This window comes from Massilia antarctica, from assembly GCF_015689335.1.
Classification (GTDB): Bacteria; Pseudomonadota; Gammaproteobacteria; order Burkholderiales; family Burkholderiaceae_D; genus Telluria_A; species Telluria_A antarctica.
The window spans coordinates 1,962,739-1,976,885 of the sequence record NZ_CP065053.1; the positions used below are offsets into that span (position 1 = coordinate 1,962,739).

Annotated in this window: 8 protein-coding genes; 3 read left to right on the plus strand and 5 right to left on the minus strand. The window is 66.1% G+C overall.

The features are described 5' to 3' along the window. Positions 1 to 309 precede the first annotated feature (309 nt). Positions 310 to 3,516 (plus strand): hypothetical protein, encoded by a 3,207-nt coding sequence (locus IV454_RS08965; protein ID WP_206091194.1) that lies wholly within the window; start codon positions 310 to 312, stop codon positions 3,514 to 3,516. 6 nt (positions 3,517 to 3,522) lie between these two features. Here the strand turns inward: IV454_RS08965 and IV454_RS08970 are convergent, their stop codons facing one another. From IV454_RS08970 to IV454_RS08990, 5 genes are all read right to left on the minus strand, one after another. Continuing rightward, on the minus strand, positions 3,523 to 5,649 hold the full coding sequence (locus tag IV454_RS08970; protein WP_206091195.1) for a GNAT family N-acetyltransferase: 2,127 nt from the start codon (positions 5,647 to 5,649) through the stop codon (positions 3,523 to 3,525). Next, the gene (locus IV454_RS08975; RefSeq protein WP_206091196.1) at positions 5,613 to 6,782 is read right to left on the minus strand and encodes a DegT/DnrJ/EryC1/StrS family aminotransferase; all 1,170 of its coding nucleotides are present in this window, start codon (positions 6,780 to 6,782) and stop codon (positions 5,613 to 5,615) included. The genes IV454_RS08970 and IV454_RS08975 overlap by 37 nt, the downstream gene beginning before the upstream one ends. A gap of 5 nt (positions 6,783 to 6,787) precedes the next feature. Continuing rightward, positions 6,788 to 8,638 (minus strand): asparagine synthetase B family protein, encoded by a 1,851-nt coding sequence (locus IV454_RS08980; protein ID WP_229522148.1) that lies wholly within the window; start codon positions 8,636 to 8,638, stop codon positions 6,788 to 6,790. Positions 8,639 to 8,716: 78 nt separating this feature from the next. Continuing rightward, on the minus strand, positions 8,717 to 9,952 hold the full coding sequence (locus tag IV454_RS08985; protein WP_206091197.1) for a pyridoxal-dependent decarboxylase, exosortase A system-associated: 1,236 nt from the start codon (positions 9,950 to 9,952) through the stop codon (positions 8,717 to 8,719). Continuing rightward, on the minus strand, positions 9,949 to 11,535 hold the full coding sequence (locus IV454_RS08990) for an acyl-CoA ligase (AMP-forming), exosortase A system-associated (protein ID WP_206091198.1): 1,587 nt from the start codon (positions 11,533 to 11,535) through the stop codon (positions 9,949 to 9,951). The genes IV454_RS08985 and IV454_RS08990 overlap by 4 nt, the downstream gene beginning before the upstream one ends. Before the next feature lie 232 nt (positions 11,536 to 11,767). On the opposite strand from IV454_RS08990, the gene IV454_RS08995 reads away from it, so the two are divergent. Together IV454_RS08995 and IV454_RS09000 are read left to right on the plus strand one after the other, a co-directional pair. After that, positions 11,768 to 13,102 (plus strand): putative O-glycosylation ligase, exosortase A system-associated, encoded by a 1,335-nt coding sequence (locus IV454_RS08995; protein ID WP_206091199.1) that lies wholly within the window; start codon positions 11,768 to 11,770, stop codon positions 13,100 to 13,102. Next, positions 13,099 to 14,145: a polysaccharide deacetylase family protein gene (locus IV454_RS09000; protein ID WP_229522149.1), complete on the plus strand. Its 1,047-nt coding sequence runs from the start codon at positions 13,099 to 13,101 to the stop codon at positions 14,143 to 14,145. The genes IV454_RS08995 and IV454_RS09000 overlap by 4 nt, the downstream gene beginning before the upstream one ends. The last annotated feature ends 2 nt before the right edge of the window (positions 14,146 to 14,147 follow it).

Genomic DNA, 14,147 nt, shown 5'->3' on the forward strand with positions numbered 1-14,147 from the left:
TTAATCTGAAGGCAATATTGAGCAGAGTTCCATCACTATTCCAATTTGGCAATAAAATCCCTATTGCCATTCAATCATCCCACTAAAATTAATATTGAAATTCGGCGTTTTGTTTGTGAACGGTCATTTCGCGTTCAACAAATATGCAGGTAGAATGTCGTTTCCATGACGCAATAAACGATATCATCGCCGCGCTATTGGGGTTGTTTAAAACGAGCGACGCCGCGTTAATAGCTATTTTTTCATTGTTATTACGAAGAAACCATTATGACCGATTTGCAACGCCGTATTTTCCTCCGACGCTCAACGATGCTCGTCGCTTCCGGTGCGCTCAGCGCTTGCGGCGGCGGCGGTAGCGGCGGCAATGGGGCCGCCGCCGCGCCCACCTCGACCGCCGCGACCGGCGTGCAAACGCCGTCGTCCGGCCCGTTCGATCCGGGCACGCCGGCCACGCCGGAACCGGGCACCCCCATCGCCAACGCCCGCTTCACCGTCATCAGCACCACCGGCCAGACGTCGGTGCCGTTTTGCCTGGGCTTTGCCTTCCGCCGCGGCGACTTGCCGGCGAGCCGCTCGATCGGCTCCGACAAGGGCGCCTTGCAGATCAACGTCAAGAACCTGTGGCCTGACGGTTCGGTCAAGTTCGCGCTGCTGTCGGGCCAGGCCAGCCTGCCCACGGCGGCCGGCGCCACGATCAACCTCGGCGTGGTCGCCTCCAGCAAGGGCGACGCCCCGATCGACACGGCGCGCCTGCGCACCAGCGGCGCCGTCGCCGAAGTGGGCTGCGGCGCGTTCGGCACCGCCACCTGGCAGGGCGCCGACTGGGACAGTCCGTTCAAGGTCTGGGTCAGCGGTCCGCTGATGTCGTCCTGGATCTACCGCAAGCCGGTCGGCAGCGACCCGCACCTGGTGGCCTGGCTGGAAGTGCGCATGTGGGCCGGCGGCGCGCTCGAAGTGCTGCCGTGGATCGAGAACGGTTACCTGCGCGTGGCCGCGCCATCGAACAAGGCCGCCACTTATACATTCTCGCTCAATGGCAGCGCGCGCATGTCGGCCGCCATCGACCTGAAACACCACCAGCGTACCCCGCTGATCAGCGGTAGCGCCCTGTCGTACTGGAACGGCCCCGATCCCGGCGTGGTGCCGCGCCAGGATGCGGCCTACCTGCAGGCGACCGAACTGGTGCCCTCGTACCAGGCGCGCCTGAGCGCCGAGTCAAGCGCCGTCAAGGCCCTGGTAGCGAGCTACACGCCGCTCCAGGCGGGCAATTTCACCTACGATGGCGACAGCATGGCGTCGTCCGGCTATCAGGACCCGATTGGCCTCTTGCCGCAGCACGACGTGCTGTTCCTCGTGGCCGACGCGCCGGCCGCCTACGCCGGCGTGGTGCGCAACGGCTTTTCGGCCGGACGCTATGGCCTGCACTACCGCGACGAGAGCACCAACCGCCCACTGCGTTTTTCCAGCTACCCGACCCTGAATATCCGCAGTGGCCATGGCTTCAAGGATACTGGCGGCTCCACCAACGGCCAGTACACGCCGGTGGCCACGGGCGGCAATCCGCCCACCTGGGATGTGGCGCACAGCCCCTCGGTCGGCTTTGCGGCCTACCTGGCCACGGGCCGTTTCTACTTCATGGAGCAGGTGCAGTTCGCCGCCACCGCCAACTACCTTGGCAATGGCGACAACGCCGCGCTGCGCACCGGCAGCAAGGGCCTGGTGCAGACCGCCGTCGCCGCCTGGCAGACCCGCAGCTGCGCGTGGGACTGGCGCGCGCGCGTGCAGGCGCTGTGCGTCACGCCCGACGACGACAGCGCCCTGCGCGCCGAATTCATCGCCTCGGTCGAAGCCAATATCGAGCACTTCCACGGGCGCTACGTGGCCCAGTCGAACAACCCGTTCGGCTGGATCAAGCCGGGCGAAGGCTACGACGGCACCATCCGCGTGGCCTCGCCATGGCAGCAGGACTTCGTCACCGCGGCCTTCGGCTATTCGGTCTCGCTGGGCTTGCCCATTTCGGCCGCCGCCAGCACCAAGCTGGGCGCCTTCTTTGCCTGGAAGGCGCGCAGCGTCATCGGCCGGCTCGGCACCAAGGATGGCTTCTGGTACGTCAACGCGGTGCCCTACACGATGGTCATCTCGCCTGCCGCCAAGCCCGATTACGATACCGGCGCCGGTCCCTGGTACAGCTCCGAGGCCGAGGTGTACGCCGCCACTTACGCAACCCCTCCGGTCTGGATGGGCAAGACGGAAGGCGTGCTGGCCGGCGAATACATGCCGGGCGAGCGTGCCCTGTGGGGCAACCTGGTGCCGGCCATCGCCTACGCGGTGCGCCACGGCGTGCCGGGTGCGCGCGAAGCCTACGAGCGCATGACGCGCGCCACCAACTGGGGCACCCTGCGCGCCGCTTTCGACGTCAAGCCGGTGTGGGGCGTCAAGCCGGCGCTGTACGTGCCGGTCCAGCCGCTGCCGGTGCCGACCACGCCGCAGCAAGGCGATCCGGCCTGGTTCGGCGGCAAGGCGCTGGGCGAATGGATCGATATTGCCGGCACCGCCGGCGCGGGCGGGGCGGCGGTGTATGCGTATAGCGGCATCGCTTTCAATGAACGCACCAACGAAATCCTGATCGCCGCCGCCGGCGGCCACCTCGATTCGGCGGACAACCGCGTGGTGTCGCTGCGCCTGACCGACAATGCGCCAAGCTGGCAGCTGCGCCACGGGCAAACGTCCGCCACCGCCATCGACGTGGCCTACTACGCCGACGGCCTGCCGACTTCGCGCCACCTGTACAGCACCATGCATTACGTACCTCAGCTCAACCGGCTGATGCTGTTCGGCGTGCGCGGCGCCTACGGCAATGCGCACTTCTTCAACAATGTCGACGGCTTCGACCTGGCGACCAATACCTGGGACCCGGCCGGCACCTGGGCCGACGCCCCGGCCGGTCACCTGGGCGCGGTATCGATCCGCGCCACGGGCGACACCTGGACCACGGGCCTGGCGCGCTTTTCGGCGGCCACCCGCACCTGGAGCCAGCCGATCACGCAGCGTACCGGCGACACCATCCGCTGGCCGATCGCGCACGATTCCCTGCGCAACCAGCTGTTTTCGCTGAACTGGGCGGACGGCATGGGCTACGGGGCGCTCGGCGTGTTCGCTTCGCGCGTGCCGGTGGACGGCTCGGCCCAGATCTCGGTGACCTTCAATCCGAGCGCGGCGCTCGATAGCTTCAAGGCCGACAAGCCAACCTACGCCGGCATGGACTACGATCCGGCCAACGACCGCTTCCTGTTCTACTGCGGGCAGGGCGCGGGTGCGGGGCGCATTTACGTGATCAAGCCGAATGGGGGCAATACCTGGGATATGAGCATGTTCGAGCTGGCCGGCACCACCATGCCGCCCGCGACCACGGGCGCCGGGGTGCACAACCGCTTCCGCTACGTGCCGGCGCTGCGCGGTTTCATGCTGATGCCGGACGGGAAGTCGAATATTTTCTTCATCCGTACTTCGGCATAAAGGCTGTCAGATCAGGCGGTCGGCCACGCCCCGTGCGGCGCGGCCGGCCGCTTCGCGCGCCAGCCCGGTGAGTCCGCGCAGCGCTTTGGGGTTGTACGCCACCAGGCCCCAGCGCTCGCGCCGGTGGCTCATCCAGGTCTTTTTGTAGGCGTCGTCGCCGATCAGGTAATCGATTTCGGTCACCTTGTCCTTGTCGATCGCGTGCTCCATCAGCATGGCCGTGATCAGGGTCCCCGGCGAATAGCCCTTGAAGCGCTCGTCGTAGGCCAGCTTGTAGATTTCGGCGCGTCCGTGCGAGACGATCCACAATTGCGCGGCCACCGGCTCGCCATCGAGCCATGCCAGACCCAGACGCAGGAAGCCCTTGGCCGCGTAGGCCTGCATCAGTCCTGGCGTGAACGCGGGGAAGGGTTCGGGCTTTTTCCAGCTGGCCGCGTACACCTTCTCGTAGGCGGCAATCGCCACCGGCAGTTCCTTGATGCTGGTGACGATCTCCAGGGTGCCGCCGTCGCTGGCGAACTTCTTGCGCATCCGGCGCAGGGTGTTTTGCAGCGTTCCGCTGCGCGCCGCCAGGTAGCTGGCCCAGTCGAAGTTCACCGGCTGGTACCAGTTCCCGAAGGTGAAATACTCGAACGCGATCCAGCCCTTCATCCGCATCGCCCCCAGCAAGGTCTGGTAGGAATGCGAGGCCGGGTCCATCGGCGCCAGGGTCAGCGAGGCCAGCCCGGGAAAATCGGTCTGGATGGCAGACAGCAGCGCCACCATCTCGCGCGATTTCAGGCCCGGTTCGAGCACCGGCTCGTACAGGCTCGTATAAAAATTCGACAGCGAAGTCAGTTGCCAGGCAGCGCCGGCTTTTTCGGCGCGCAGCGGCAGCACCGCCATCAGTTGCTGGCCGTGGCGCAGCACATAGAAGCGCAGGCCGGGATTGTCCGGGTATACCGTCCCGGCCAGGTTGCGGTACCACGCCAGGCCGCCGGCCACGTTGTGCTTTTCGGCCTTGGTCATGAAGGTCTGGACGTCGGCCGGAAGGGCATCGGGATGGTCGAACACCTCCACCGCCAGGCCTTCGGGCACTTGCGGATTGCTGCGCCAGGCGCGCAGCGACACCGCCAGCGCTTCGGCCACGTTCCAGCGGTACAGGGTGCGGTGCTGGATCCAGCGCTGGGCGGTGGCCCATTCGAGCTGGTTCTGGTCGGCGTCGGTATAGAACTCGATGGCGCCGCCCGCACCGGCCGCGAATGCCTGTTCGATCACGTCGCGCAGCAGCAGGCGCCCCGGCGCGTAGTCGGCGAAGCGCTCGTCGTAACTGGTCTTGAGGATCACGTACATGCCGCTGCGGCGCAGGATCAGGCGCGAGGCGGCCAGGGTGTCGCCGAACCACAGCTCGGACACAAACGCCTGGCCGTCGCTGGCGCAACGCTGCATCAGGTCGCGGTAGAACTGGTGCTGGGCCGGCGTGGAACCGACCGCGGTGCCGTTGCGGCCCTTCCAGCCGGCGCCTTCCAGCGCGGCGTAGCGGTCGACCGCCGCGACGATCTCGCCGGCCGCGCCGATATGCACGCGGCGCTGCTCGATGCCGTCGTCGAGCAGGCGCTTGTCGCGCTTTTTGATATTGCTTTGCAGTTGCTTGGAACGCGACGACCAGTAGCCGGCGAAGCTGCCGGCCAGGTCGATTTTCATCGTCAGCGCCTGATTGAGCAAATGGCGGTGCGGCGTGGCGCCCGCCAGCACGGAGCCCACGGCCGGGTCGTTGCACAGCAGGTCGAGCTGGATCGCCATGCCGGGCAGGCTGGCGAGCAGGGAGGGCAGCAGCGAGTTATCGTCCACCAGGGTGGGGGCGATCTGGGCCTGCGCCGGCAGGAAGCTGGCCCACACCAGCGCATTGCGCCGTTTGAGCAGGCACATGGCCTCGATCGCGCCGTCGCGCCGGTACACGCACAGGTGCTCGCCGCCGTCGCCGAAGTGCCGCAGCAGGCCATCGATGAAAACGGTGGTGAGCAGCGGATGGTCGCCGAACAGGCGCCGGTTCAGCTGGTCCCAGGCCGCGCCGTGCGCGCCCAGGGAGCGCTGCAGCGGCACGCTGGTCCAGCCGTTCATGCCAGCGCTTTCGCCACCAGCGCCGTCATCCACGCCATCTGCTGCGTGCTCAAGCCTTGGTGGCAGGGCAGGTGCAGCAGGTGCAGGCGATAGTTGCGCGCCACCGTGCAGCTTGACACCGCCATGTCGTCCCAGCGGAAGATCGGCATGCCAGCCTGCTTCAACTGGTAGAACACCGGGTCCGGTTCGGCGATCGTGATCGGGAACATGTACGGCGCGCAGTCGTCCGGCAGCTCGTGCATGAGGGCTTGGCCGCCGTGCGCGCCGGCCACAGCTTCGAGCCACTGGCGGTAATGCTGGCGGCGCCGTTCGACCAGGGGCGCGAGCAAGGTGCGCCGCATGACCCAGCGCGACAGGGCCAGGCTGTTCTTGTTTTCCATGGCCCGGTCGTACAGGGGCGACGGCTGGTCGTGGCGCTCGGTGATGTCCTGGCCGCGCAAGGCCGGCTCGCGCGGCACCGCCTCGGTGGCGTCGACGCGCGCGGCGCGGTTGCGCGACCACGCCGACGCGAAGGCCTTCGCTTCCCGCAGCAGGCCGGGGCGGGCCGGCGGCGTGATCGGAAACAGGGCCGGGTTGGCCCACAACACGCCGCCGTCCTCGCAGCCGAAAAATTTGTACGGGCTGGCCATCAGCACGTGGTCGGCATTCGCCTGCGCGCCCTGGGCGCGTTTCGCGGCAACCTGCCAGGCGTGCGAGCAGTCTTCGATGAACATCAGGCCGTGGTGGCGGCACACGGCCATCACGGCCGCCAACAGCGCGGGCGGCTGCTCGAAGCCGAAGTAGTGAGGCAGCACCAGCGCCTTGATGCCATGGTCGCGCGGCGCCAGCAGGGCGCGGATGCTGTCCACGCGCGGCGTCAGGTCGCTGTCGACTTCATAGAACAGCACCGTGCCGCCCAGCGCCAGCGCCGGATCGATCATGGTGCGGCAATGGTAGGACGGTGCCAGGAGCGCCGTGCCGGGGCCGATGCCGGCCGCCTGGTAGGCCGCGTGCATGGCATAGCGGCCGCGCGCGAAGTGGCGCACGGCGGTGCCGTCGATCAGGGCCGGAGCGACCGTGCCGCTCCCGCCGAAACCCAGGTCGGCCCAGCGCAGGCTGGGGAACAGGGGCGCGCGCGGACGGGGGAATTCACATGCATGGGCGTCGAAACGCTGGTATTCGGGCATCGGTTTCAGCTTTGCGGTGCGGAGCGCTGCTTGAACCACTGCTCCATCATCATCAGGACCCACACCATGGTGCCGTGGTAGCCGGCATGCTCGTTCAAGTGCTGGCCGACCAGCGCGTCGATGAATTCCGGACGCACGATCTGGCGTTGTTTGAGGTCGGAGAGGCTGTCGAGCGCGAGCTGCTGCAGCGGCTTGTGCTTTTGCAGCCACACGCCGAACGGCAGGCCGAAACCGTGCTTTTGCTTGGTGATGATTTCGTCGGGCAGGAAGCCGCGCAGCGCTTCCTTGAAGAAGTAGCGCAGCTGGGTGCCATTGAGTTTCTGTTTGGCCGTCAGGCGCGCCGAGAACGCGACCATCCGGTCGGACAGGAAAGGGAAGGCCGCTTCCATCGCCGCCAGCTCGCACGCCTTGATCACTTTCGGCAGGTCGTTGTCGGCCAGGGTGACTTTCAGGTCGAGCGCCAGCATGCGGTTGATCAGGCTCGATGCATCGTTCTGGGCGTAGGTGTGCGACAGGCTGGCCAAGGGCGCGCCCACGTCGGCACTGGCCAGGAATGCGCCGGTGAACACTTGGGACGGGCCGAAGCGGCCCAGCAGGTTGTACGTTTCCAGGCGCGCCGGCATCGGCAGCGAGGCTTGCTCGATGTAGCTGCGCGCCTTGCGAATCAGCTTGAGGCGCTCGCCGGCCGGGAAATTGAAGACGGCCGGTTCCAGCAACGCCTTGCGCAACAGGCCGGGCACCTTGTCGTACAGGGCGAACACGTGCTGCTTGGAGTAGCGCTCGTTGCCGCCGAAAAGTTCGTCGCCGCCGTCGCCGCCCAGCATGCGGGTGACGCCGTCGGCGCGGGCCAGGCGCGCGCAGTAGAACGCCGGTACCGCCGAGGCGTTGCCGAAGGGTTGGTCGAACACCGCGCCGATGCGCGGAATGGCGGCCACCACGTCGTCCGGCGTGACGTAGTACTCGTGGTGGCTGGTGCCGAAGTGTTTCGACGCCAGGCGGGCGTACGACATTTCATCGTAGCCTTCGGCCTCGAAGCCGATCGAATAGGTGTTGACCGGCTGGTCGCTTATTTCGCGCATGATGCCGGCGATGGTGGAGCTGTCGGTGCCGCCGCTGAGGAAGGCGCCGTACGGCTGCTTGCCGGCGGCGTCAACCACGCTGCTGCGCAGCAGGTCGCGGAACTGCTGCTTGAGATCCTCGAACGCGTGCTGCGGCTGTTCGTCGAACACCATGCGCCAGTAGGCGCGCTTGTCGATCCTGCCCTGCTTGAAGCGCAGGCACTCGCCCGGCAGCAGGCGTTGCTGGCCGCGGTACACGGTGCCCGGCGCCGGGACCATGTGGAAGTAGACGTAGTTGTACAAGCCTTGCGGATCGATGGCTCCGGGTGTGAGCGGATGGCGGATCAGCGCGTCCGACGAGGTGGCGAACACCAGCGCCTCGCCCACCGTCTGGTAGCTCAGCTGGTGGGTGCCCATGCGGTCGATCGCCAGCAAGGCGTCGCCATTGGCGTTGTCGAGAATGGCGAGCGCAAAGGCGCCGCTCAACTTGATGCAGACGGCATCGGGGTCGCGCCGCCACAGGCGGGCCACGCGCTCGGCGAGGCCATCTTGCTGGCCCTGGGCATCGACGCCGTCGTCGAGTTCCGGTTCGCCCCACACGGCCACCACCAGGCCGTCGCCCTGCCATGCATGGCTGCTGGCGGCGCGCGCGGCTACCGCGACCGCGCTGCGCGAACCTTGCAGGGTGCTGATATCGGTCTTGTCGAAGGCGGCCAGCGGGACCGCCATGGCCTCGATCAGGACCTGGTTGTCAGCGGCACTGGCGCCGTGGCCGATCCATCCACATAGCCCGCTCACTGCGGCTTCCCGGGAAATTCAGTCATTGCACTCCTCGCGCTTGCGTTGGGTTTTTATTCGTTGTTGCGGATTATGGCATCAGACCAGCACTTCCAGCGCCACGGGATGGCTGAGGAAGGCGACCGGGCTGGCGGACAGGCCGTAGGCGCCGGATTGGAACACGACCACCAGGTCGCCCACGTCGGCTTTGGCGAGCGACATCTGGTCGGCCAGCAGGTCGAGCGGGGTACATAGCGGGCCGACCACGGACACGGTTTCGCGCTCCTCGGCGTTCATGCGGTTGCCGATGGCGACCGGGTAGTTCTTGCGGATCACCTGGCCGAAATTGCCGGACGCCGCCAGATGGTGGTGCAGGCCGCCGTCGGTGACCAGGTAGACCTGCCCGCGCGATTCCTTGCGCTCGATCACGCGGCTGACGTAAATGCCCGCTTCGGCCACCAGGTAGCGTCCCAGTTCGATCACGATCTCGGTGTCGGGCAAGTCGCGCCGCACGTCGGGCAGGATGCGCTTGAGGTTTTCGCCCACGGCGGCCAGGTCGAGCCGTTCTTCGCCGGGGAAGTAGGGAATGCCGAAGCCGCCGCCGATATTGAGCGTGCGCAGGGGACCGGGCCAGTGCGCGGCCAGGCGGATCGCCAGCGCGAAGGTTTTTTCGTGCGCGTCCTGGATCGATGCCGCTTTCAGGTTTTGCGAGCCGCTGTAGATGTGGAAGCCCTGGAAGTCGAGTTCCAGTTCGCGGATGCGCTCCAGCATGGCGGGCACCCTCTCGGCGTCGACGCCGAATTGTTTCGGTCCGCCGCCCATTTTCATTCCGGACGATTTGAGTTCGAAGTCGGGATTGACGCGCACCGCCACGCGCGGCTTGAGCGCCAGGCGCCGGCCGATGACGGCGATGCGTTCCATCTCCGCTTCCGACTCCATGTTCAGCACCACGCCGGCGGCGATCGCGCAGCTCAGGTCCGTGTCGCTTTTTCCCGGACCGGCGAAGCTGACCAGGTGCGGCGCCATCGGCGTGTCGAGCGCCACCCGCTGCTCGCCGCCGGAAGCGATGTCGATGCCGTCGACCAGGGTGGCCATGTGCTGGACCACGGCCGGCATCGGATTGGCCTTCATGGCGTAGTGCAGATGGATTTCCGGCGGCAGGTGGCGGCGCAGCAGTTCGACCCGCTCGGTCAGCTTGGCGCGGTCGTAGGCGTAAAAGGGCGTGCGTCCGACCCGTTCGGCCAGGCGGGTGAGCGGCATGCCGCCGATCTGCAGGCAATCGCCCTCGACCTCGAATTGCGCCAGCGGCGCGTGTTGCGGACGGGGGGCGCTCATTGTGCGGTTTCCATAAACAGCTGTTCCATTTGTACGCTCAACAGTTTGCGGTCGATCTTGCCGTTCGGGTTGCGCGGCAGGCTCTCGGGCGAGATGATCACGCGCGCCGGCAGCATGTAGGCCGGCAGGTGCGGCTTGCAGGCCGACAGCAGGGCTTCGGCGCTCAAGGCGCTGCCTTCCTTGGGGTGGGCGACGACGACGATGGCCTGGCCCAGGGTGGGGTGGGCCAGGCCGATGGCGGCCGCTTCGGCCACGCCCTCGCGCGCGTAGATCACTTCCTCGACTTCGGAGGGGCTGACCCGGTAGCCGGAAGTCTTGATCATTTCATCGTTGCGGCTGATGAAGTACAAGAAACCTTCTTCATCCTTGCGCACCGTGTCGCCCGACCATACCGCCATTTCGGTCAGGGGCAGGCCGTGGTGGATTGACTGCACCGGCTTGAAGCGCTCGGCGGTCTTGGCGCGGTCGTTCCAGTAGCCCAGCGAGACGAGCGCGCCGCGGTGCACCAGTTCACCGGCTTCGCCGGGATCGCATTCGCTGCCGTCGGCGCGCAGCACCATTACCTCGGCATTCGGGATCGCCTTGCCCATCGAATCGGGGCGGCGTTCCAGTTCGGACGGCGGCAGGTAGGTCGAGCGGAACGCTTCGGTCAGGCCGTACATCAGGAACGGTTGCGCGTTCGGCAGCGCGCGGCGCAGCGCGTCCAAGGTGGGGCGCTGCATGGCGCCGCCGGAATTGGTGAGGTAGCGCAGGGTGCAGTCGGCCGGCCAGGGCAGGGGCGCGATCTGGATCCACAGCGGCGGCACCGCGGCCAGGCCGGTGATGCGTTCCGCTTCCACGGCCTTCAAAATATCGCGCGCCAGCAGGTGGTTGATCAGCACCGCCGTGGCGCCGACCGAAAACGCCGTGGTCAGCTGGCTCAGGCCATAGTCGAAGCTGAGCGGCAGCACGGCCAGGATGCGGTCGGCCGGGGTGTTTTCCAGGTAGCTGGCCACGCTGTTGGCGCCGGCCACCATGTTGCGGTGCGAGAGCACCACGCCTTTGGGTTTGCCGGTGCTGCCCGAGGTGTACAGGATGGCGGCCATGTCGGTATCGATATTGCGCGCCGGGGTGGCGGGCAGGGCGGCGGCCAGGGCAGTATCCCAGGCCAGCACGGTGATCCCCTCCAGCGCGGGCGCATTGTCGACATTGCCGGTCACGATGACGGTGTGCAGGTCCGGGCAGGCGCCCAGGGCGGCCGCCAGCAATTTCAGGCGGTCGGCCGAGGTGACCAGGATGCGCACATTGCAGTCGGCCAGGATGTAGGCGACCTGTTCGGGCTTGAGCAGGGGATTGACGGGAACGAACACGCCTCCGGCCGCCGCCGCGCCGAACATGGCGGCCACGTTCTCGATGTTTTTTTCAAGATACACCGCGAGCCGCTGGCCACGGCCCAGGCCCAGTCCGAGCACGCTTGTCGAGACTTGCCGCACGGTAGTCGCAAGTGTTGCGTAATCCAGACGGCGGCTGCCATAAACGAGCGCCTCCGCTTGTGGGGTGCGGCCGGCAGAGCGGAAGATGAAGTCGTGGATCAAGTCACTCATTGAAACCTTGCGTACGGCTGGAAGCCAAAACGTTGCTGATCGGGACAAAAAGGGGGCGACTTGCGCCAAGTACTGACGCTAGCCAAATTGTGCGGAGAACAATTTTTCTCTGCAAGCGATATTTGGAGGAAGTTCAAGTACAATCTTACCACTTGAACACTAACAATATCAATTACATATTATTAAGCGAATCCCTTGAGGCCGCTTAGCCTACTACGTCACCAGATCGTCCATGAGAGACCTCGTCATTACGCTGGCTGTATTCGGCTCGCTGCCCTTCATCCTGAAGCGCCCGTATATCGGCGTGCTGATGTGGGTGTGGATCAGCGTGATGAATCCGCACAGGCTCAGCTGGGGTTTCGCCTACTCCTTCCCGTTCGCCGCGATCATCGCCGGCGTCACCCTGATTGGCCTCTTGGTCACCAAGGACCCCAAGAAGCTGCCCATGACCCCGATCGTGATCACGCTCATGGCCTTCAGCGGCTGGATGGGGCTGACCACCATCTTTTCGATGTGGCCGAACGAATCGGTGGTGATGCTCAACCGCGTCTCGAAGATCATGCTGATGACCTTTGCCACCATCATGCTCATCAAGACCAAGGAGCAGGTCACCCTGCTGATCTGGACCTTGGTCGGTTCGCTCGGCTATTACGGGGTCAAGGGCGGCATCTTCACCGTGGCCACGGGCGGCGGCAGCATCGTGTGGGGGCCTCAGGGCAGCTATATCGAAGGCAATAACGAAGTCGCGCTGGCCTTCATCACCATCATTCCCGTGATGGCTTTCCTGTACATGCAGGCCCAAAACAAGTGGGTGCGCTGGGGCATGGCCGCGTCGATCCTGCTGTGCGCATTCGCCGCGCTCGGCTCGTATTCGCGCGGGGCGCTGGTGGGCATCGGGGCGATGCTGTTCTTCCTGTGGCTGAAAAGCCCCAAGAAGGTGCTGCTGGGCGGCCTGATGTTGCTGATCGTGCCGATTGCGATCACCTTCATGCCCGATAAATGGTCGTCGCGCATGGAGACCATCAATACCTACAAGCAAGACAGCTCGGCCATGGGCCGCATCAATGCCTGGTACATGGCTTACCACATGGCGCTGGACCGCCCGCTCGGCGGCGGCTTTGAAATCTACAACCGCACCGCCTTCGAGCTGTACGCGCCGGTGCCGGACGACGTGCACGCCGCCCACAGCATCTATTTCCAGGCGCTGGGCGAACATGGCTTTGTCGGGCTCGGCATTTATCTGTTGCTGGCTTTCCTCACCTGGCGCAAGGCGGCCTGGATCGTGCGCGTGACGGCGAAACGGGAGGACCTGAAATGGGCCGGGGACCTTGCCCGCATGATCCAGGTGAGCCTGATCGGCTTCGGCGTGGGCGGCGCCTTCCTCAGCCTGCTGTATTACGACGTGCCGTATTACCTGATGGCGGCAATCGTGAGCACCGGTTATATCGTCGAGAAAGTGCTGGAAGCCGAGGCGGCCGCGGCCAGGGCGGCCGTGCGCGATGCGGCCCGCGCGGCCCGCATCGATGCCGAAGCCCAGGCCCAGGCCGCGCGGCCGGCCGCGTCATGACCCTATTCACCATGAAAGAGCATGCCATGCCGCTACAGCGCACCGACCGCTTCGATTCCGGCCCCGCCGGCCCGGCCTGGGCCGGCATGGCCAGCCACGCCATGCGCCATCTGGGCTTCCTGGGCAGCGCGCGCCAGCGGCTGTCGATCCTGATCTTTCACCGGGTGCTGGCGCAGCAGGATACGATTTTTCCGGACGAGGTCGACGCGCGCCGCTTCGATGCGCAGCTGACCCAGCTGAAGCAGTGCTTCAATCTCATCTCGCTGGCCGATGGCGTGCGCGGATTGAAGGCGGGCAAGCTGCCGCCGCGTGCGGCTTGCATCACTTTCGACGACGGCTATGCCGACAACGCCCAGATCGCCTTGCCGATCCTGCAGCGGCATGGGGTGCACGCCACGTTTTTCATCGCCAGCGGCTTCCTGGACGGCGGGCGCATGTGGAACGACACGGTGATCGAGCTGATCCGCCGGGCGCCGGAGCGGATCGACCTGCGCCCGGCCGGGCAGGGCGAGTTCGTGCTCGATACGGTGGCCAGGCGGCAGGCGGCAATTTCGACCCTGCTGGGCGCGCTCAAGTACCTGCCGCTCGACGAACGCCTGCTCAAGGTGGCGGCGCTGTGCGCGCTGGTGCCGGTGGCGCTGCCCGACGACCTGATGATGACGTCCGAACAGGTACGCATGATGCACCGGGCCGGCATGGAGATCGGCGCGCATACGGTGAACCATCCGATCGTGGCGCGCATGGATGCGGCCGGGGCGCGCCAGGAAATTGCCGATGGCAAGGCCGCGCTGGAAGCGATCATCGGCGCACCGGTGCGGCTGTTCGCCTATCCGAACGGCAAGCCGGGGCAGGATTACCTGGCCGAGCATGTGGCCATCGTCAAGGAGCTGGGCTTCGAGGCGGCGGTGTCGACTTCGTGGGGCGCGGCGCGGCCCGGGGGCGACCTGTTCCAGCTGCCCCGGTTCACGCCGTGGGACCGCAGCCAGTTCCGTTTCATGCTGCGCATGATGCAAAATTTGCGTCGCAATGGCGACACTGTCTGAGG

Excerpts from the sequence above, each read along its gene's own strand:
- IV454_RS08965 (WP_206091194.1), top strand. The coding sequence starts at position 310 with ATGCTCGTCGCTTCCGGTGCGCTCAGCGCTTGCGGCGGCGGCGGTAGC.
- IV454_RS09000 (WP_229522149.1), top strand. The coding sequence starts at position 13,099 with ATGACCCTATTCACCATGAAAGAGCATGCCATGCCGCTACAGCGCACC.
- IV454_RS08975 (WP_206091196.1), bottom strand. The coding sequence starts at position 6,782 with ATGCCCGAATACCAGCGTTTCGACGCCCATGCATGTGAATTCCCCCGT.
- IV454_RS08995 (WP_206091199.1), top strand. The coding sequence starts at position 11,768 with ATGAGAGACCTCGTCATTACGCTGGCTGTATTCGGCTCGCTGCCCTTC.
- IV454_RS08990 (WP_206091198.1), bottom strand. The coding sequence starts at position 11,535 with ATGAGTGACTTGATCCACGACTTCATCTTCCGCTCTGCCGGCCGCACC.
- IV454_RS08985 (WP_206091197.1), bottom strand. The coding sequence starts at position 9,952 with ATGAGCGCCCCCCGTCCGCAACACGCGCCGCTGGCGCAATTCGAGGTC.